The organism is Salipiger sp. PrR007, assembly GCF_010499845.1.
GTDB classification, from domain to species: Bacteria; Pseudomonadota; Alphaproteobacteria; order Rhodobacterales; family Rhodobacteraceae; genus Salipiger; species Salipiger pacificus_A.
On record NZ_JAAGOZ010000030.1, the window covers coordinates 36,825 to 55,229 of the forward strand.

Below are 18,405 nucleotides of genomic sequence, written 5' to 3' on the forward strand. Positions count from 1 at the left end.
CGATGGCCATGACCCAATCACGGGCGCGGGCGCTGCTGCTGACACCGGCAGGGCTGTGGTACGCGGCGATGCTGCTGCTGCCGCTGGCCGTCGTCCTGATCTTCTCCTTCGGCGAGCGCAGCGCCATCGGCGGCTACGCGCCCGGCTTCACCTTCGAGCAATACGCCAACCTTCCGGCGCGCTTCGCGGCCTTTCGCAACACGCTGACGCTGGCGCCGGTGGGCACCATCGCGGCGCTGCTCATCGCCTATCCGCTGGCCTATTTTCTGGCGGTGAAGGTCAGCCCCAAGTGGAAGACCATGCTGCTGGTGCTGGTGATCGTGCCGTTCTGGACCTCGATCCTCATCCGCTCCTACGCGTGGATCTTCCTGCTCGGCGGCAAGGGTATCCCGGCGCTGCTCGAGACCATCGGCCTCGATGACGTGCGGCTGCTCAACACGCCCTTCGCGGTGCTGGTGGGCATCGTCTATGGTTACCTGCCGCTGATGGTCTTCCCGATCTACGTGGCGCTCGAAAAGCTCGACAAGCGGCTTTTGGAGGCCGCCGCCGACCTTGGAACGCCGCCTTGGCGCGCCTTCCTGCAGATCACCCTGCCGCTGTCGATGCCCGGCGTGCTGACCGGCTCGATGCTGGTGTTCATCCTGCTGATGGGCGAGTTCCTGATCCCCGCGATCCTTGGCGGCGGCAAGGTCTTCTTCGTCGGCAATGCGCTGGTCGATCTCTTTCTGCAATCGCGCAACTGGGCCTTCGGCTCGGCGGTGGCGGTGGCGTTGGTGGTCATCATGCTGATCACCGTCGGCATCTACACCCGCCTCGTGAAGCGCTTCGGCGCCAGCCGCGACGATGTCGGCCTGATGTAATCCTCCGGAGGCACCCATGAGACTTTACGCCTGGGCGGTCTACGCCTTTCTCTACCTGCCGATCGGCATCATCGCGCTGTTCTCCTTCTCGGCGGGGCGCTCGGCCTCGCAGATGCAGGGCTTCTCGCTGCAATGGTACGGGCGCGCGCTGAACAATCCCTTCGTGATGGAGGCGCTCTGGACCTCGGTGCGTGTCGCCTTCCTGTCGGCGGTGCTGGCGACGGTGGTGGGCACCATGGCGGCGCTGGCGCTGACCGGGATGCGCGGACGCGCCCGCAAGGTCTTTGACCTGCTGGTGCAGATTGCGGTGATGATCCCCGGCATCGTCATCGGCATCGCGACCCTCATCGCGCTGGTGTCGGTCTTCGATCTGGTGAACCCCTGGCTCGAGGCGCTGACCGGCTGGAAGCTCTCGCTCGGCACCGGCTCGCTGATCGGCGCGTATGGTCTCTTCACCATGTCGCTGGTGGTGCTGCTGGTGCGCGGGCGGATGGAGACGCTGGACGGGGCGCTGATCGAGGCGTCGAGCGATCTTGGCGCCACGCCCATGGGCACCTTCTGGCAGGTGACCTTTCCGCAGATCCTGCCGGCGATCCTCGCGGGTTTCCTGCTCGCCTTCACCTTCAGCTTCGACGATTTCATCATCGCCTTCTTCGTCGCGGGCGCCGAGACGACGCTGCCGATCTACGTCTTCTCGTCGATCCGCCGCGGCGTCACCCCCGAGATCAACGCGATCGGCACCATGGTGATGGCTGCTTCGCTGCTCATGCTGATCAGCGCGCAGCTTCTGCTGCGGCGCTCTCAGGCGCACGCGCGCCGCTAACTCAAGACTTCAGGAGAGACCCATGCTGAAAGACCGTGTCGCGCTGGTGACCGCCGCCGGATCCGGGATCGGCCGCGCCGGGGCCGTGGCCATGGCCCGCGAGGGGGCCTATGTGGTGGTGACCGATCTGCGCGAGGATCTCGCCGCCGAGACGCTGGCCGAGATCGACGCCGCGGGCGGTCGCGGCATGGCGCAGGGCCTTGATGTGCGCGACGATGCGGCGGTCGAGGGGCTGATCGAGCGGGTCGCAAAGGATCACGGAAGGCTCGACGTGCTGCACAGCCACGCGGGCATCCAGATCGAGGGCAAGGTCGAAGAGGTCACCCCGGCGCAGATGGATGCCGCCTGGGCGCTGAACGTGCGGGCGCATTTTGTCGCCTCGCGGGCGGTGATCCCGCACATGCGGGCGCAGGGGGGCGGGTCGGTGATCATCACCGCGTCGAACTCGGGCTGCCAGTATGACCGGGGCATGGTCTCTTACGCCACCACCAAGCACGCCGCCGTGGCCATGGTGAAGCAGATGGCGGTGGATTACGCGCGCGAGAGGATCCGCTTCAACGCGCTCTGCCCGGGGTTCGTGGACACGCCCTTCAACCTCGGTTTCGAGAAGCAGATGGGCGGGCGCGCGGCGCTCGAGAGCTATGTCGCCGACACCATCCCGATGGGCCGCTGGGCCAGCACCGAGGAAATCGCCGAGGGGATCCTCTACCTCGCCTCGGACCGCTCGGCCTTTGTCACCGGGCTGGCGCTGGTGATCGACGGGGGCGAGATCCTCTGATCTCGCCCGGCGCGGCTCAGCCGTTTGGGGAGCCGAAACCGATGGTCGCCTCGACCGCGCGTTTCCAGGCCGCGTATTTGCGCTCGCGCACGGCGGGGTCCATCTTCGGCTCGAAGCGCGCATCGCGGGCCCAGGCGTCGGCAAACTCCTCCATCCCCGGCATGATCCCGGCCTTCTGACCGGCGAGCCACGCCGCGCCCATGGCGGTGGTTTCGAGCACCGTGGGCCGCTCGACCGGCGCGTCGAGGATGTCCGACAGGTACTGCATCCCCCAGTCCGAGGCACTGAGCCCGCCATCCACGCGCAGCGCCGCCATCTCGGCGTCGCCATGTTCGGCACCCCAGTCGGCCTTCATCGCCTCGATGAGGTCGCGGGTCTGGTAGCCGACGCTTTCCAGCGCGGCGCGGGCGAATTCGGCGGGGCCGGAGTTGCGGGTGAGTCCGTAGATGGCCCCCCGGCAGTCGGCGTTCCAATAGGGCGCGCCGAGACCGGTGAAGGCGGGGACCAGAACGAGTTCCTGCGCCTCGTCGGCGGCCTCGGCCAGCGGCTGGCTTTCCGCCGCGTCGCGGATCACCTTGAGCCCGTCGCGCAGCCATTGGATCACCGCGCCGGCGACAAAGATCGAGCCTTCGAGCGCATAGGTGGTCTTGCCGTCGATGCGGTAGGCGATGGTGGTCAGCAGCCGGTTCTGCGAGACAACGGGGGTCTCGCCGGTGTTGAGCAGCGCAAAGCAGCCAGTGCCATAGGTGGATTTCACCATGCCGGGTGTGAAGCAGGCCTGACCGATGGTCGCCGCCTGCTGGTCGCCCGCGATGCCGAGGATGGGGATCGGGCGGCCGAAGAGATCAGCCCGGCAGTCGCCGAAGTTGGCGTCGCAGTCGCGCACCTCGGGGAGCATGTTGGTCGGGATATTCAGGCGCTTGCAGATGGCTTCCGACCAACGGCCTTCGCGGATGTTGTAGAGCATGGTGCGGGCGGCGTTGGTGGCGTCGGTGGCATGCACCGCGCCGCCGGTCAGCTTCCAGACGAGCCAGCTGTCGACCGTGCCGAAGAGCAGCTCGCCGGCCTCGGCCTTTTCGCGCGCGCCGGGGGTGTTGTCGAGGATCCACGCCAGCTTGGTTGCCGAGAAATAGGGGTCGAGCAGCAGGCCGGTCTTTTCGGTCACCGTTTCCTCGAAGCCCTCGTCGCGCAGGCCCCGGCACATCTCGGAGGTGCGGCGGTCCTGCCAGACGATGGCGTTGTGGATCGGCTTGCCGGTTGTCTTGTCCCAGACCACGGTGGTCTCGCGCTGGTTGGTGATGCCGATGGCGGCGATGTCATCGGCGCCGACGCCCGCCTTTTCCACGACGGCGCGGCAGGTGGCAGCGGTGGTGGACCAGAGGTCGAGCGGATCGTGCTCGACCCAGCCGCTTTGCGGGAAGTGCTGCGGAAACTCCTCCTGCGCCGAGGCGACGACCTGCAGCTTGTCATCAAAGAGGATCGCGCGCGAGGAGGTGGTGCCCTGGTCGATGGCGAGGATGAGGGTCATGTCTGTCTTCGGCCTTCCTGTGTGTCGTCAGTCCCGTTTGGACGCGCGGGGCTCGGCCTGCGCGATCGTCGTCCCGGAGTTTTGCGTCCGGGATCAGTGTCTTGCCCGACTCGTATCGGCGATGGCCCCCCTTGGCCATGGCGGAGACGAGAAAGCGGGGGCAGGCCATGGCCCGCCCCCGCGCAGTTAGCTCAGTTCCAGGAGGCGACGAGCTCGTCGTAGGCGACGGTCTTCGGCTCCTCGCGCTCGTTCTCGATTTTCGGCTTCGGCGAGCCTGCGGTGTCGAGCCACTCCTGCGGGTCCTTCTCCTCGTTCATCACCGGGCCCAGATCGCCCTGGATGCCGGCGCGCTCGAGGCGCTCCATGACCTTTTCCATGTCCGAGCAGAGGCTGTCGAGCGCGTCCTGCGCGGACTTGGCACCCGACATGGCGTCACCGATGTTCTGCCACCAGAGCTGCGCGAGCTTGGGGTAGTCCGGCACGTTGGTGCCGGTGGGCGACCAGCGCACGCGGTCAGGCGAGCGGTAGAATTCCACGAGACCGCCGAGGTTCGGCGCGCGGTCGGTGAAGCTCTCGTCCTGGATGGTGCTCTCGCGGATGAAGGTGAGGCCAACGTGGCTCTTCTTCACGTCCACGGTTTTCGAGGTGACGAACTGCGCGTAGAGCCAGGCGGCCTTGGCGCGGTCCTCGGGGGTGGACTTCATCAGCGTCCAGGAGCCCACGTCCTGGTAGCCGACCTTCATCCCGTCTTCCCAGTAGACGCCATGCGGCGAGGGGGCGAGGCGCCACTTCGGCGTGCCGTCCTCGTTCATCACCGGCAGGCCGGGCTCGACCAGCGAGGCAACGAAGGTGGTGTACATGAACATCTGCTGGGCGATGTTGCCCTGCGCCGGGACCGGGCCGGCCTCGGAGAAGGTCATGCCCATGGCCGAGGGCGGCGAGTACTTGTTGAGCCACTCGATCGCCTTGTCCACGGCATAGACCGCTGCCGGGCTGTTGGCCGCGCCGCCGCGCGCCATGCAGGCGCCCACGGGCTGCGACTTGTCGTTCACCCGGATGCCCCATTCGTCGACCGGCAGGCCGTTCGGCTCGCCCTTGTCGCCCATGCCGGCCATCGACATCCACGCGTCGGTGTAGCGCCAGCCGAGCGAGGGGTCCTTCTTGCCGTAGTCCATCGAGCCGAAGATGTCCTGCCCGTCGATATTGCGACCGGTGAAGAACTCGGCGATGTCCTCATAGGCCGACCAGTTGACCGGAACGCCCAGCTCGTAGCCGTACTTTTCCTTGAACTCGGCCATGATGTCGGGATCGGTGAACCAGTCGTAGCGGAACCAGTAGAGGTTGGCGAACTGCTGGTCGGGCAGCTGGTAGAGCTTGCCGTCGGGGGCAGTGGTGAACTGGGTGCCGATGAAATCGTCCAGATCCAGCGTCGGGCTGGTGACGTCCGCGCCCTCGTTCGCCATCCAGTCGGTCAGGTTGCGCACCTGCTGATAGCGCCAGTGGGTGCCGATGAGATCGCTGTCGTTGACATAGGCGTCGTAGATGTTCTCGCCCGACTGCATCTGGGTCTGCAGCTTCTCGACCACGTCCCCCTCGCCGATGAGGTCATGGGTGATCTTGATGCCGGTGATCTTTTCGAAGGCCGGGGCGAGCACTTGGCTTTCGTACTCGTGGGTGGTGATCGTTTCCGAGACCACCTTGATCTCCATGCCCTGGAACGGCTGGGCCGCGTCGATGTACCACCGCATCTCGGCTTCCTGGTCGGCGCGCGAGAGGGTCGACAGATCGCCGATCTCCGCGTCGAGGAAGGCCGTGGCCGCCTCCATGTCGGCGAAGGCCGGCCCGCTCAGCAGGCCGAGCGCAAGCGCCATGGCGGTTGATCTCTTAAGGTTCATGGTTTCCTCCCTTATTGAACCATTTATTCTCTTTCGGCGGTCCGGGCACCTCCAGCCCGGGCCGGCGCTCTGCCGGGTCTCAGACCCAGCGGAACACTGCCGCCGCGTAGATCAGGCAGACGACAAGCGCCGCCGGCTGCGCCTGGCCGACAAGGCCGAGCCAGGCGAGATTGATGAAGGCCGAGCCCAGCAGCGTGATGAAAAGCCGGTCCCCGCGCGTGGTCTCGATCCCGAGGATCCCGCGCTGCGGGGTCTCGGGGAAGCGGATCGCCAGCACGGTGAAGATCACCAGCAGCGCCGCGATGGTCAGAAAGAAGGCCGCTGTGGGCCAGGTCCATGCCATCCAGTCCATGTCGATCTCCTCTCAGACCCGGCCCAGGGCAAAGCCCTTGGCGATGTAGTTGCGGACGAACCAGATCACGAGAGCCCCCGGGATGATGGTCAGCACACCCGCCGCCGCGAGCACGCCCCAGTCGAGCCCCGAGGCCGAGACGGTGCGGGTCATCGTGGCGGCGATGGGTTTTGCATCCACCGTGGTCAGCGTGCGCGACAGCAGCAGCTCGACCCAGGAGAACATGAAGCAGAAGAATGCGGCGACGCCGATGCCGGACGAGATCAGCGGCATGAAGATCTTCACGAAGAAGCCGCCAAAGCTATAGCCGTCGATATAGGCGGTCTCATCGATTTCCTTGGGCACGCCGCGCATGAAGCCCTCGAGGATCCAGACCGCCAGCGGCACGTTGAACAGGCAATGCGCCAGCGCCACGGCGATATGCGTGTCGAAGAGCCCGATCGAGCTGTAGAGCTGAAAGAACGGCAGGGCGAACACCGCCGGCGGCGCCATGCGGTTGGTCAGCAGCCAGAAGAAAAGGTGCTTGTCGCCCATGAAGTGATAGCGCGAGAAGGCGTAGGCCGCCGGCAGCGCCACGGAGAGCGAGATCACCGTGTTCATCACCACGTAGATCAGCGAGTTGATGTAGCCCGAGTACCAGCTGGGATCGGTGAGGATCGTCGCGTAGTTGGCGAAGGTCAGGTTGCGCGGCCAGAGCGTGAAGCTGCCGAGGATCTCGGTGTTGGTCTTCAGGCTCATGTTGAGCAGCCAGTAGATCGGCAAGAGCAGGAAGAGCAGGTAGAGCGTCATGACGATGGCGCGCCCGTTGATCCGCGGCAGGCTGCGCGACCGGCTGGCGGCGGGGGCGAGGGTGGTGTCGGTCATCTCACATCCCCTTTTTGTCGAGGTTGGTCATCACGGTATAGAACACCCAGGAAATCAGCAGGATCACCAGGAAGTACATGATCGAGAAGGCCGCCGCCAGGCCAAGGTCGAACTGCCCAAGCGCCATCTTCACGAGGTCGATCGACAGCAGCGTGGTGGCATTGCCCGGACCCCCGCCGGTGACCACGAAGGGCTCGGTGTAGATCATGAAACTGTCCATAAAGCGCAGCAGGATGGCGATCATCAGCACGCCGGCCATCTTCGGCAGCTCGATGTAGCGGAACACCTTCCAGCGGCTGGCCTGGTCGATCTTGGCCGCCTGGTAATAGGCGTCGGGGATCGACTTGAGGCCCGCATAGGCCAGCAGCGCCACCAGCGAGGTCCAGTGCCAGACGTCCATGACGACGATGGTGATCCAGGCGGCCAGCGTGCTCTGGGTGTAGTTGTAGTCGATGCCCATCGACGCCAGCGTTCGGCCCAGCAGGCCGATGTCGACCCGTCCGAAGACTTGCCAGATGGTGCCCACCACGTTCCACGGGATGAGCAGCGGCAGCGACATCAGCACAAGGCAGAACGACGCCCAGAAGCCCGACTTCGGCATGTTGAGCGCGACGAAGATGCCCAAGGGGACCTCGATGGCGAGGATGATCCCAGAGAACATGAGCTGCCGACCGAGCGCATTCCACATCCGGTCCGAATGCAGCATCTCGTCGAACCATTCGAGCCCGGCCCAGAAGAACTGGTTGTTCCCGAAGGTGTCCTGCACCGAATAGTTGACCACGGTCATCAGCGGGATCACCGCCGAGAAGGCCACCAGCACCAGCACTGGCAGCACCAGGAACCATGCCTTGTGATTGACGGTCTTGTTCATCAGGCAGCCTCCCCCGAGGGTGCGACGCGCCAGTCGTCGCGGTAGACGTTGACGTGGGCGGGATCGAAGCGCACGCGGGTCATGTCGGGCCCGATGCTCTCGTCCTCGCCGGCGACGATGTTGATGTCATGGCCGAAGAACTCGGCGCGGATGATCTTGTGCCGCCCGGCGTCCTCGACGCGGCGGATCTTGACCGGGAGCCCCTCGGTGGCGCTCAGCCGGGCAAACTCGGGGCGCACGCCGATCTCGACCTTGCCGTCCATCGCCCGATAGCCGGCGCCGAGGTCGAAGTTCGAACCGTTGATGTAGCCGCGGCTGCCCTCGACCTTGGCGGGGATCACGTTCATCCCCGGCGAGCCGATGAAATAGCCGACGAAAGTGTGCTCGGGCCGCTCGAAGAGCTCCTCGGGCGTGCCGATTTGCACCACGCGGCCGTCGTACATCACCACCACCTTGTCAGCGAAGGTCAGCGCCTCGGTCTGGTCGTGGGTGACGTAGATCATCGTGTGGCCGAAATCATGATGCAGCTTCTTGAGCTGGGTGCGCAGTTCCCACTTCATGTGCGGGTCGATCACCGTCAGCGGCTCGTCGAAGAGCAGCGCGTTCACATCCTTGCGTACCATGCCGCGCCCGAGGCTGATCTTCTGCTTGGCATCGGCGGTCAGCCCGCTGCACTTGCGGCGCAGCTGGTCCTCCATGCCGATCATTCGCGCGATCTCCTGCACCCGCTCGGCGACATAGGCCTCGTCGCGGCCGCGGTTGCGCAGCGGGAAGGCCAGATTGTCGCGCACGGTCATCGTGTCGTAGACCACCGGGAACTGGAACACCTGCGCGATGTTGCGCTCGGCGGTCGGGGCATGGGTCACGTCCTGCCCATCAAAGAGCACGCGGCCCTGCGAGGGAATCAGCAGCCCGGAGATGATGTTGAGCAACGTGGATTTGCCGCAGCCCGAGGAGCCGAGCAGCGCATAGGCGCCGCCATCGTCCCAATCATGGGTCATCTGCTTGAGCGCGAAATCCTCTTCTCCGCGCGGGGTCGCCATGTAGGAGTGAGCGAGATTGTCTAGCGTTATCTTGGCCATATCGCCTCCTCCTCAGGCAGCTTGCGCATAGGCGGCGGGGGCGACCAGATCGCCGTTCTCGCCGAAGACGTAGACGTGCCGGGGCGACAGCCAGACATCCAGCGGCTTGCCGAGCGGCAGGTCGTGCACGCCGCCCACCAGCCCCACCCAGCGCTCGCCGTGGTGGTCGAGGTGGACAAAGGTCTCGGAGCCCGTGAGCTCGCTGACCTGCAGCTCGGTGCGGAAGTGCAGCGCGTCGGGATCGTGTTGCCGGATCTCCAGGTGGTTGGGCCGGAAGCCCGCCATGTAGCGCCCGTCGGGCAAATCCTTGAGCTTGCCGGTGGCTGGCGCGCTCTGGCCCTCGCCGAACATGAGCCGATCGCCGGTCTTGGAGATCTGCAGGAAGTTCATCGGCGGGTCGCTGAAGACGCGCGCGGTGGTCGCGTCCAGCGGCTGGCGGTAGACCTGCGGCGTCGGGCCGAACTGCGTCACGCGCCCCTCCCAAAGAGTCGCGGTGTGCCCGCCGAGCAGGAGCGCTTCCTCGGGTTCGGTTGTGGCGTAGACGAAGATCGAGCCGGAAGCCTCGAATATCTTTGGGATTTCCACCCTAAGCTCTTCGCGCAGCTTGTAGTCGAGGTTGGCCAGCGGCTCGTCCAGAAGCACCAGTCCGGCGTTCTTCACCAGCGCCCGCGCCAGCGCGCAGCGCTGCTGCTGGCCGCCCGACAGTTCCAAAGGCTTGCGCTCGAGGAAGGGGGTCAGCTTCATCAGCTCGGCGCTCTCGCGCACCCGGCGGTCGATCTCGGCCTTGTCGACACCCATCAGCTTCATCGGAGAGGCGATGTTCTGGTAGACGGTCATCGAGGGGTAGTTGATGAACTGCTGGTAGACCATCGCCACCTTGCGGTCCTGTACCCGCATGCCGGTGACGTCCTTGCCTTCCCAGAAAATCTTGCCGGTAGAGGGCGCATCAAGTCCCGCCATCAGCCGCATCAGCGACGTCTTGCCCGACAGGGTCGGGCCCAGCAGCACGTTCATCGTGCCATTCGCGAGCGTCAGATCGGTGGGGGCGATATGGGTCTGCCCCTCGACGATCTTTGAAACGCCCTTCAGTTCCAGCGACATAAGGTCCTCCTCCCCGCGCCGTATGTCTCCGCCGTGCTATTCGGCGGCGTCGGCCCTTTCGCGGCGGGATGTCATCCAGCCGTCCAGCGCCGATATCTCCTCCTCGCTCAGGCGCAGCCCGAGCTTGGTGCGTCGCCACACCACGTCCTCGGCCGTGCGGGCAAACTCCTGCCGCATCAGCCAGATCACTTCCGCCTCGGTGAGCGTCGCGCCGAATGCCCTCCCAAGATCCGCGGCGCTTCTTGCCTCCCCCAAGAGGGTTTCTGCCTCGGTGCCGTAGGCGCGCGCGAGCCGGCGCGCCCAAACCTCTCCGAGAAAAGGATATTTCTCGGTCAGAGCTTGCACAAGAGCGTCGAAGCCGTCGACCGGGAAATCCCCGCCGGGCATCGCAACGCCCGCAGTCCAGGGGCCAGACTTCAAGGTAACATGTTCGCCGATCTTCTCGAGCGCGCTTTCCGCCAGCCGCCGATAGGTGGTGATCTTGCCGCCGAAGACATTCAGCACCGGTGCGCCGCCCTCCGCGTCCACTTTCAGCGTGTAATCCCGCGTCGCCGCCGTGGCGCTGGAGGCGCCGTCGTCATAGAGCGGGCGCACGCCGGAATAGGTCCAGACCACGTCCTTATCCGAGATCGACTGCGCGAAATACTGGTTGGCGAAATTGATCAGATACGCCTGTTCCTCGGGGGTGCAGACCGGGCGGCGATCCGGATCTTTATGCTCGGCATCCGTGGTGCCGATCAGGGTGAAATCGCGCTCGTAGGGAATCGCGAAGATGATCCGCCCGTCGGTGCCCTGGAAAAAGTAGCACTTGTCGTGGTCGTAGAGCCGTCGGGTCACGATATGGCTGCCTCGGACCAGCCGGACGCCCTCGCGCGATGGCAGGTCAATCTTGTCATGGATCACGTCGCCGACCCAGGGACCGCCCGCGTTGATGAGCATCTTCGCGTAATGCGTCGCTTTCGCGCCGGTTTCGGCGTCCTTGGTCTCGATCCGCCAGAGCGCGCCGTCGCGCTGTGCGTGGGTGACCTTGGTTCGGGTCATGATCGTCGCGCCGCGCGCTTCGGCGTCGCGCGCGTTGAGCACCACCAGCCGCGAATCCTCGACCCAGCAATCGGAATATTCATAGGCGCGCTCGAACCGCGGCTGCAGCGGCGCGCCCTCCTTGGTGCCCTTCAGCGAGAGTGTCGCCGTGCCGGGTAGGATCTTCCTTCCCCCGAGGTGGTCGTACATGAACAGCCCCATGCGGATGAGCCACGCCGGACGGCGCCCCTTCATCCAGGGCATCGCCAGCCCGAGCATCTTGGAGATCGGCGTCTCGCTCTCGAAGCGCATGTCCCTGTGGTAGGGCAGCACGAAACGCATCGGCCAGCTTATGTGCGGCATGGCGCGCAGCAGAACCTCGCGCTCGACCAGTGCCTCGCGCACCAGCCGCACCTCGAGATACTCGAGATAGCGCAGCCCGCCGTGGAACAGTTTGGTCGAGGCCGAGGAGGTCGCCGAGGCGAGATCGCCCATCTCGGCCAGCAGCACGGAAGCGCCGCGCCCGGCCGCGTCCCGGGCGATGCCGCATCCGTTGATGCCGCCGCCGATGACGAAAAGATCTGCAGGGGTATCGGGGGTGGTCTTGCGCACGGGAGCCTCTTTCACGTTGTGGGCAGGCTAAACCTGGAGCGCGCATTCACGCAAGGAATTTGTTTTCGTTTTTTTTCGTTCGAGAGCGCGCGGAGATTTTCTATTATTATCGTGTACTTCTGCCGAAATCTTTGGTTCAGACCATGCAGATGCAGAAACGAATCCTCTGGAACCGGCGCAGATTTGCGGTTTTTCTGCCCGAGTCAGGATAAAGCGAAAGAAACCGAACACCCATGTCCCAGTCCCTGCGCCACCCGGAGATTCTCGAGATCGCCCGCCGCGACGGCAAGGTCACCGTCGAGGGGCTGGCGCAGCACTTTGGCGTCACGCTGCAGACCATCCGCCGCGACCTGAGCGATCTGGCGGACGCCGGGCGGCTCGACCGGGTGCACGGCGGGGCGGTGCTGCCCTCGGGTACGATGAACATCGGCTATGAGGAACGGCGCCATCTCAACATGGAGGCAAAGACCGGCATCGCCCGTGCCTGCGCCGCGCGCATCCCGCACGGCATCTCGCTGTTCCTCAACATCGGCACCAGCACCGAGGCGGTGGCGCGCGAACTCTTGCATCACAAGGGGCTGATGGTGGTGACCAACAATATGAACGTCGCCAATATCCTCGTCGCCAATCCCGATTGCGAGGTGCTGGTCAGCGGCGGCAGCCTGCGCCGCACCGACGGTGGGCTCATCGGCGCGCTGGCGACCGAGAGCATCCGCCAGTTCAAGTTCGACCTCGCGGTGATCGGCTGCTCGGCGCTGGACGCCGAGGGCGACATCCTCGACTTCGACCTGCAGGAAGTCGGCGTCAGCCGCGCCATCCTGCGACAGTCGCGCCGCACCTACCTTGTGGCCGACCAGTCGAAGTTCAAGCGCAGCGCCCCGGCGCGCATTGCCTCGCTGGCGGAGATAGACAAGTTCCTCACCGACGCCCCGCTCGAGCCCGGCCTCGCCGCGGCCTGCGCCGATTGGGGCTGCGAGGTGGTGGTGGCCGCGCGGACTTGACCGTCGGCTTGCGCCCGTCACCGGTCCCGCTATAGCACGCCCATGCGTTTCGAGACCCCGCTCATCCCCGCCCGCCTGCTGCGCCGCTACAAGCGTTTCCTCGCCGATTGCCGGCTCGAGGATGGCTCAGAGATCACTGCCCATGTTGCCAATCCGGGCAGTATGCTTGGCATGGCCGAGCCCGAGAGCCGGATCTGGCTCGAGCCAAACGAGGATCCGAAGCGGAAGCTGAAATACGCGTGGCGGCTGATCGAGCACGAGGGCGGCGCCTTCATCGGCGTCGACACCGGCGTGCCCAACCGCGTGCTGCGCGCCGCGCTCGAGGCCGGGCAGGTGGGGGGACTGGAGGGCTACGAGACCGTCCGCCCCGAGGTGAAATATGGCGAGAAGAGCCGCATCGACTTCCTGCTCACCGGGGCGGCCCGCCGGGACTGCTACGTGGAGGTGAAATCGGTGACCCTTTCGCGCAGCCCGGGTCTGGCCGAATTCCCTGACAGCGTCACGGCGCGCGGGGCCAAGCATCTCGCGGAGCTCGCCGCGATGGTCCGGCAGGGCCACCGCGCCGTGATGCTCTATCTGGTGCAGCGCACCGATGCCGAGGTGGTCACGCTCGCCTCCGACATCGATCCCGCCTATGCCGCGGCTTTCGCCAGCGCGCGCGCGGCGGGGGTCGAGGTGCTCGCGCTCGGCTGCCGGATCACGCCCGAGGAAATCACCCTCGGCGCGCCACTGCCGTTCCGCGCGCCCTGAAGCGTCCGGCGCGGCCCCGCTAGGTTCAAACGTCCCGCGGGAGTCTTCCAAAGCGGACGGGGGCGAAGCCCCCATCCGTGGATGCCCTCAAGGGCCTCAGGCCAGTCGCGAACGCGGTTCCGCGGCCACCTCGGCATCTCCGTCGCGCGAGAGGTGCAGCGTGCGGGTGGGGAAGGGGATGTCTACGCCATTGGCGTCCAGCGCTTCCTTGACCTTGCGCTTCATGTCGGCCTGATAGGCGAAATAGTCGCCGCTCCCGACCCAGACGCGCACAAGGAAATCGACCGAGCTGTCGTTGAGCGCGTTGACCTGGATGAAGGGTTCGGGATCGTTCAGCGAGCGCGGATCGGCCATGATGGTCTCGCGGATCACCCGCTCGGCAGTGGCGAGGTTTGCACCGTAACCGACGCCGAAGGTCCATTCCGCGCGGCGAGTCTTGTAGATCGAATAGTTCTCGATGACGTTGCCCCAGACTTCGGAATTCGGCACGATGATCTGCGTGTTGCCGAGGCTGGCAAGCTCGGTGGTGTTGAGGGTGATGTCCTTGACCGTTCCCGAGACCCCGGCGACCGAAACGAAATCGCCCAGCTTGATCGGGCGGAAGATGATGATCATCACCCCCGCTGCGACGTTCGACAGGGTGCCCTGCAGCGCGAGCCCGACGGCAAGGCCGGCAGCGCCGAGCGCCGCGATGATCGAGGTGGTCTGCACGCCGAACGTGTTGAGCACAACAAGGATGGTGAAGATCAACACCACGTAGCGCGCGATATTTCCGAGGAAGTTGAAGAGCGTGTCATCGAGCCGGGCGCTGCGCGCCGACATCGCGGTGATCCGGCCCTTGACCCAGCGGCCGATGAAAAGCCCCACCAGCAGCAGCACGATGGCTGCCACCACGTTGCCGAGAACGCTGGCCATGAAGTCCAGCGTAAACACGTCGGAAAGCGACGTGCCGTTGTAGATCTCGGTGTTCATGACTTCGTTGATACTGTCCATTGTCCCTCGTCGGTCCTTTTCTGCGCCTTGCGGCTTTCTTGCGCGCCGCTGCGTCCGGCACGTCTTTGGGTCGGGTCTGCCTGATCCCCTTCAGGCGGTCTTCGGGCGATGCCCTGGCTGGCAGGATCGGCGCCGCGGCCCGCATCGCGGGATTTAACTCCGGGACATGCCATTGCGTTCCCCTGCCATCCTCTGGCAATGGAGCGCAATACGCATTAAGTATTGAAGGGAAGAGACCCATGGAGCGCCCCGTCTTGCGAAATGACACGAGCGGCCGTCTCACCCGCGACGGCATCCGCATTCACGAAACCGCCGATTTTGCCGGCATGCAGAAGGCCGGCGCGCTGGCTGCGAAGATCCTCGACGACCTCGCGCCGCTGGTCGAGCCCGGTCGCACCACGGCCGAGATCGACGACTTCATCCGCGGTGCGGTCGAAGAGGCGGGCGCGGTCTCGGCCACGATCGGCTACAAGGGCTATCAGCACGCCAGCTGCATCTCGATCAACCACGTGGTCTGCCACGGCATCCCCGGCGACAAGAAGCTGAAGGATGGCGACATCCTTAACGTCGATGTCACGGTGATCGTCGACGGCTGGTACGGCGACACCAGCCGCATGTACGTGGCCGGCAAGCTCTCGCGCAAGGCCGAGCGGCTGATCCAGGTGACCCATGACTCGCTCATGATGGGCATCGAGGCGGTGAAGCCGGGCAACACCTTCGGCGACATCGGCCATGCCATCCAGAGCTATGTCGAATCGCAGCGCATGTCGGTGGTGCGCGATTTCTGCGGTCACGGTCTCGGCCAGGTATTCCACGCCGCGCCCAACGTGCTGCACTATGGCCGAGCCGGAACCGGGCCGATGCTCGAGGAAGGCATGTTCTTCACCATCGAGCCGATGGTGAACCTCGGCCGTCCCGAGACAAAGGTGCTCGCCGACGACTGGACCGCCGTGACCCGCGACAAGTCGCTCTCGGCGCAGTTCGAGCATTCGGTTGGCGTGACCGCCGACGGGGCCGAGATCTTCACCCTCTCTCCGGGCGGTAAGTTCCACCCGACCTGGGGCTAAAGGGCTGGCCGGGCGCGACCTCGGGCGAGGGGCAGTCCGCCAGCCTCAGCGCTGTCTGGATGCCTGGCTGGTCCAGCGCCTCGCCGAGGGATGAGGCGTCGGCCCGACAGGCTCAGCCCATCAGCGCCTTGCGGAGCATGTTCCCGGCCAGCACCAACACGGTGATCGCAAAGACCAGCCGGAGCCGGGCCGGGCTCAGGCTGTGCGCCAGCTTCACACCGATCGGCACGGTGAGCAGCGAGGTCACCATGATCAGCAGAACGGCGGGCAAATTGACGTAGCCCACGGTCCCCGGCGGCTTGCCGGTGATCCCCCAGCCGGTCAGCAGGAAAGCGATGAACCCGGGGATCGAGATAAGCAGCCCGAAGCCGGGTGAGGTGCCAACGGCACGGTGCGGCGGCACGTTGTAGGCGGTTAGTAGCGGCACTGTGAAGCTGCCTCCGCCAATGCCCATCAGCGCCGAGAAGAAGCCGATGATGCCGCCGTAGAGCGCGCTCAGCCCGCGCCCCGGCAGGGTCTCGGAGATCCGCCAGGTCTTCTTGCCGAGCAACATGTAAAGCCCGAGGCAGACGCCGATCACGCCGAAGACCAGCAGCAGCTGGTCGCTGTGCAGCACGGTCGCTGCCAGAACGCCCAGCACCGAGCCCATGGCGATGAACGGCCCCCAGCCCTTGATCAACTCGAGGCTCACCGCGCCCCGCTTGTGATGCGAGGTGACCGAGCGCAGCGAGGTCACGATGATCGTGCCGGTCGAGGTGGCGACGCAGATCTGCATCAGCTGCTCGGGGTGATAACCGAGGCCGATGAAGACGTAATAGAAGGCCGGCACGAGGATGATCCCCCCGCCCACGCCCAGAAGACCCGAGATGATTCCGGCCACCGCGCCGGCGGCGGCGATGACGGCGAATAGCGTGACGTAATCCATGGGGCTCTTTCTGCTGTGCGGCGGATGCGGCGGGGCGTGGACCCGGCGGCGCGGAGGCCGCCTGCCGGAGAAACGCGGCGCCGGGGCGAAGGTCAAGGGGAAGCGGTGCGCGCCTCGGGGATCACGCGGCGACTGCGCTCCGAATGCCGCGCCCCGCGCCAGGCAGGGCCGAGCGGCGCGTCACAGAAAAAGACCCCCCGCCGGTCCGGGCGAGGGGCCTTGTATCAGGGGAAGCGCCGCGGGTCAGGCCCGCAGCAGGATCTTGCCGCTGCGGGCGGGCGTCTGGGCTGCGTGCATCGCCTCGGTGACCTGCGCCAGGTCGAAAACGCCGCCCACGTCGAGCGCCAGCTTGCCTTGCGCCGCCAGGGTCACCAATTCGGTCAGCAGGCGCACCTGCGTCTCGCTGCTCATCTCGCCGAACACGCGCGAGGCCCAGAAGCCGCGAACGGCCAAGTGCTTGGTGATCATCTCACCGCTCGGCAGCTGAAGCGGTGCGCCGGTCGCCGTGCCGAAGACCACGTATTCCCCGTCCTTGCCCAGCAGCGCGGCCAGCGCCATGCCCAGCTCGGCGCCGACGGAGTCGATGGCCGAGACCGCGCCCGCGGGACCGATCAGCGCCTTGGCGGTGTCGAGCCAGCCTTCGTCGGCGGTGGACAGGACGTGTTCGGCGCCGAGCGCCTTCATCTCCTCGACTGCATCGGCGCGGCGCACGAGGTTCAACAGCTTGATGCCGCGCGCCTTCGCAAGGCTCACCATGATCTTGCCGACAGCGCCATTGGCCGCGGTCTGCACAAGCCAGTCGCCTTCGCCGGCCTTGAGCGAGTCGAGCAGGGCGATGGCGCTGAACGGCATGGCGATGAGCTGCGCCGCGTCCTCGTCCCGGATGCTCTGGGGCAGCTGCACGAGCGTCGCCGCCTTGGCGACGAAGAATTCGGCCCAGCTGCCGTGCACGCCGCCGACCGAAACGCGCTGGCCGAGCAACGCCTTGTCGACGCCCTCGCCAAGGGCGGCGACCATGCCGACCGCCTCGGAGCCGCCGATCTCGCCGGGCAGCTCGGGGACGTAGCCGTATTGGCCGCGGATCGTCCACAGGTCGTGATTGTGGATCGGCGACAGGATGGTCTTGATCAGCACCTCGCCCGGACCGGGCTTGGGCGTCTCCATCTCGCCAAAGAGCATCACATCGGCGGGGTCGCCAAAAACGTCGTGATATGCAGCACGCATGTCGGGGTCCTTCGTGTCAAAAACAGGGGTCAGGGAGTGTCGGGGAAGAGGCGGCGCACGGTGTCGGCGCGGGCCTGCCGAAGGGGCGCGTCGCTTTGCGAGAGCTTGGCAAGGATCGCCGCGCCAAGCCATTGCGCGTAGGCTCCGCCCGCCGCGCCCTCGGGGTCGGGCAGCGGCCGCAGCGAGCCGTCCTCGGCGCCTTCAATCAGCAGCGCGGCGAGGCGCGCAACAAGGTCAGAGACCCCGTCGTCGAGCACCCGGCGCATGTCGTCCGAGAGATCGGCGATCTCGGCGGCGAGCTTGACCACAAGGCAGCGTGACGCCAGTCCCGCCGAGGCGTCCTCGCCGAGCCAGGAGTCCCAATAGGCTGCGAGCCGGTCGCCAGCGCTGCCCGGGGTCTCCGCGAGGGCATCAAATCTCTCGAGATATTCGGAGACGTAGTCCTCGAGCAGGGCGCAGCCGAAGGCCTCCTTGGAGGCGAAATAATAGTAGAACGACCCCTTGGGCACGCCGCTTTCCTTGAGGATTTGCGACAGGCCCACGCCGGTGAAGCCGCCCCTCAGGACAAGCTCGCGGCCGCTGGCCAGGATCTTCTTGCGGGTTGCTTCGGATTTGCTCGGCTCGGTCATGGGGTGCTATGTAGTTAAAATAGACCGGTC

The 18,405-nt window shown here is 65.9% G+C and carries 18 protein-coding genes; 6 read left to right on the top strand and 12 right to left on the bottom strand.

What is annotated here, in order from left to right; translation table 11 throughout:
* The first annotated feature begins 2 nt into the window (after positions 1-2).
* From G0Q01_RS14600 to G0Q01_RS14610, 3 genes are read left to right on the top strand one after another with little or no spacing between them, the layout of a single operon-like run.
* The gene (locus G0Q01_RS14600; protein WP_164196156.1) at positions 3-860 is read left to right on the top strand and encodes an ABC transporter permease; all 858 of its coding nucleotides are present in this window, start codon (positions 3-5) and stop codon (positions 858-860) included.
* A 16-nt stretch (positions 861-876) separates the two neighbouring features.
* Entirely contained in the window at positions 877-1,683 is an 807-nt protein-coding gene (locus G0Q01_RS14605) for an ABC transporter permease (protein WP_164213588.1), read from the top strand.
* A 22-nt stretch (positions 1,684-1,705) separates the two neighbouring features.
* Entirely contained in the window at positions 1,706-2,461 is a 756-nt protein-coding gene (locus G0Q01_RS14610; RefSeq protein WP_108969269.1) for an SDR family NAD(P)-dependent oxidoreductase, read from the top strand.
* Positions 2,462-2,477: 16 nt separating this feature from the next.
* Here the strand turns inward: G0Q01_RS14610 and glpK are convergent, their stop codons facing one another.
* The 8 genes from glpK to glpD all read right to left on the bottom strand — a co-directional run bounded on the left by glpK (position 2,478) and on the right by glpD (position 11,786).
* Positions 2,478-3,989, bottom strand: coding sequence for a glycerol kinase GlpK (gene glpK / locus G0Q01_RS14615; protein ID WP_164196158.1), 1,512 nt, complete (start codon positions 3,987-3,989; stop codon positions 2,478-2,480).
* A gap of 191 nt (positions 3,990-4,180) precedes the next feature.
* Entirely contained in the window at positions 4,181-5,884 is a 1,704-nt protein-coding gene (locus G0Q01_RS14620) for an ABC transporter substrate-binding protein (RefSeq protein WP_164196159.1), read from the bottom strand.
* A 79-nt stretch (positions 5,885-5,963) separates the two neighbouring features.
* A complete protein-coding gene (locus G0Q01_RS14625) occupies positions 5,964-6,236 on the bottom strand; it encodes a DUF2160 domain-containing protein (RefSeq protein ID WP_108969264.1) in 273 nt (90 codons plus the stop codon).
* A gap of 12 nt (positions 6,237-6,248) precedes the next feature.
* Positions 6,249-7,100 carry a carbohydrate ABC transporter permease gene (locus G0Q01_RS14630; protein WP_164196160.1) on the bottom strand — a complete coding sequence of 284 codons (852 nt, stop codon included), beginning with the start codon at positions 7,098-7,100 and terminating at the stop codon, positions 6,249-6,251.
* A 1-nt stretch (position 7,101) separates the two neighbouring features.
* A complete protein-coding gene (locus G0Q01_RS14635; RefSeq protein WP_164213589.1) occupies positions 7,102-7,971 on the bottom strand; it encodes a carbohydrate ABC transporter permease in 870 nt (289 codons plus the stop codon).
* Positions 7,971-9,053 (bottom strand): ABC transporter ATP-binding protein, encoded by a 1,083-nt coding sequence (locus G0Q01_RS14640; protein WP_164196162.1) that lies wholly within the window; start codon positions 9,051-9,053, stop codon positions 7,971-7,973. Before G0Q01_RS14640 ends, G0Q01_RS14635 begins: the two co-directional genes overlap by 1 nt.
* Positions 9,054-9,065: 12 nt before the next feature.
* Complete coding sequence (locus tag G0Q01_RS14645) at positions 9,066-10,154, bottom strand: ABC transporter ATP-binding protein (RefSeq protein ID WP_164196163.1); 1,089 nt, start codon at positions 10,152-10,154, stop codon at positions 9,066-9,068.
* A 36-nt stretch (positions 10,155-10,190) separates the two neighbouring features.
* The gene (gene glpD / locus G0Q01_RS14650) at positions 10,191-11,786 is read right to left on the bottom strand and encodes a glycerol-3-phosphate dehydrogenase (RefSeq protein WP_164196164.1); all 1,596 of its coding nucleotides are present in this window, start codon (positions 11,784-11,786) and stop codon (positions 10,191-10,193) included.
* A 233-nt stretch (positions 11,787-12,019) separates the two neighbouring features.
* On the opposite strand from glpD, the gene G0Q01_RS14655 reads away from it, so the two are divergent.
* The gene (locus G0Q01_RS14655) at positions 12,020-12,787 is read left to right on the top strand and encodes a DeoR/GlpR family DNA-binding transcription regulator (RefSeq protein WP_164196165.1); all 768 of its coding nucleotides are present in this window, start codon (positions 12,020-12,022) and stop codon (positions 12,785-12,787) included.
* Positions 12,788-12,829: 42 nt separating this feature from the next.
* The gene (gene sfsA, locus G0Q01_RS14660) at positions 12,830-13,537 is read left to right on the top strand and encodes a DNA/RNA nuclease SfsA (RefSeq protein WP_164196166.1); all 708 of its coding nucleotides are present in this window, start codon (positions 12,830-12,832) and stop codon (positions 13,535-13,537) included.
* Positions 13,538-13,633: 96 nt separating this feature from the next.
* Here the strand turns inward: sfsA and G0Q01_RS14665 are convergent, their stop codons facing one another.
* Positions 13,634-14,530 carry a mechanosensitive ion channel family protein gene (locus G0Q01_RS14665; protein ID WP_164196167.1) on the bottom strand — a complete coding sequence of 299 codons (897 nt, stop codon included), beginning with the start codon at positions 14,528-14,530 and terminating at the stop codon, positions 13,634-13,636.
* 239 nt (positions 14,531-14,769) lie between these two features.
* Here G0Q01_RS14665 and map point away from each other — a divergent pair, with 239 nt between their 5' ends.
* Positions 14,770-15,597 (top strand): type I methionyl aminopeptidase, encoded by an 828-nt coding sequence (gene map, locus G0Q01_RS14670; RefSeq protein WP_164196168.1) that lies wholly within the window; start codon positions 14,770-14,772, stop codon positions 15,595-15,597.
* Positions 15,598-15,709: 112 nt separating this feature from the next.
* Here map and G0Q01_RS14675 read toward each other — a convergent pair whose 3' ends face one another.
* From G0Q01_RS14675 to G0Q01_RS14685, 3 genes are all read right to left on the bottom strand, one after another.
* Positions 15,710-16,522: a sulfite exporter TauE/SafE family protein gene (locus G0Q01_RS14675; RefSeq protein WP_164213590.1), complete on the bottom strand. Its 813-nt coding sequence runs from the start codon at positions 16,520-16,522 to the stop codon at positions 15,710-15,712.
* A 243-nt stretch (positions 16,523-16,765) separates the two neighbouring features.
* Positions 16,766-17,746: a zinc-binding dehydrogenase gene (locus G0Q01_RS14680; protein ID WP_164196170.1), complete on the bottom strand. Its 981-nt coding sequence runs from the start codon at positions 17,744-17,746 to the stop codon at positions 16,766-16,768.
* Positions 17,747-17,775: 29 nt separating this feature from the next.
* The gene (locus tag G0Q01_RS14685) at positions 17,776-18,375 is read right to left on the bottom strand and encodes a TetR/AcrR family transcriptional regulator (RefSeq protein ID WP_164196171.1); all 600 of its coding nucleotides are present in this window, start codon (positions 18,373-18,375) and stop codon (positions 17,776-17,778) included.
* Positions 18,376-18,405 lie beyond the last annotated feature (30 nt).

Bases quoted from the DNA above. Each gene is read 5' to 3' on its own strand.
- G0Q01_RS14625 (WP_108969264.1), bottom strand. From the start codon at position 6,236: ATGGACTGGATGGCATGGACCTGGCCCACAGCGGCCTTCTTTCTGACC.
- G0Q01_RS14680 (WP_164196170.1), bottom strand. From the start codon at position 17,746: ATGCGTGCTGCATATCACGACGTTTTTGGCGACCCCGCCGATGTGATG.
- sfsA (WP_164196166.1), top strand. From the start codon at position 12,830: ATGCGTTTCGAGACCCCGCTCATCCCCGCCCGCCTGCTGCGCCGCTAC.
- G0Q01_RS14605 (WP_164213588.1), top strand. From the start codon at position 877: ATGAGACTTTACGCCTGGGCGGTCTACGCCTTTCTCTACCTGCCGATC.
- G0Q01_RS14630 (WP_164196160.1), bottom strand. From the start codon at position 7,100: ATGACCGACACCACCCTCGCCCCCGCCGCCAGCCGGTCGCGCAGCCTG.
- G0Q01_RS14620 (WP_164196159.1), bottom strand. From the start codon at position 5,884: ATGAACCTTAAGAGATCAACCGCCATGGCGCTTGCGCTCGGCCTGCTG.
- G0Q01_RS14665 (WP_164196167.1), bottom strand. From the start codon at position 14,530: ATGGACAGTATCAACGAAGTCATGAACACCGAGATCTACAACGGCACG.
- G0Q01_RS14685 (WP_164196171.1), bottom strand. From the start codon at position 18,375: ATGACCGAGCCGAGCAAATCCGAAGCAACCCGCAAGAAGATCCTGGCC.
- G0Q01_RS14640 (WP_164196162.1), bottom strand. From the start codon at position 9,053: ATGGCCAAGATAACGCTAGACAATCTCGCTCACTCCTACATGGCGACC.
- G0Q01_RS14610 (WP_108969269.1), top strand. From the start codon at position 1,706: ATGCTGAAAGACCGTGTCGCGCTGGTGACCGCCGCCGGATCCGGGATC.
- map (WP_164196168.1), top strand. From the start codon at position 14,770: ATGGAGCGCCCCGTCTTGCGAAATGACACGAGCGGCCGTCTCACCCGC.
- G0Q01_RS14600 (WP_164196156.1), top strand. From the start codon at position 3: ATGGCCATGACCCAATCACGGGCGCGGGCGCTGCTGCTGACACCGGCA.
- G0Q01_RS14655 (WP_164196165.1), top strand. From the start codon at position 12,020: ATGTCCCAGTCCCTGCGCCACCCGGAGATTCTCGAGATCGCCCGCCGC.
- G0Q01_RS14645 (WP_164196163.1), bottom strand. From the start codon at position 10,154: ATGTCGCTGGAACTGAAGGGCGTTTCAAAGATCGTCGAGGGGCAGACC.
- glpK (WP_164196158.1), bottom strand. From the start codon at position 3,989: ATGACCCTCATCCTCGCCATCGACCAGGGCACCACCTCCTCGCGCGCG.
- G0Q01_RS14675 (WP_164213590.1), bottom strand. From the start codon at position 16,522: ATGGATTACGTCACGCTATTCGCCGTCATCGCCGCCGCCGGCGCGGTG.
- G0Q01_RS14635 (WP_164213589.1), bottom strand. From the start codon at position 7,971: ATGAACAAGACCGTCAATCACAAGGCATGGTTCCTGGTGCTGCCAGTG.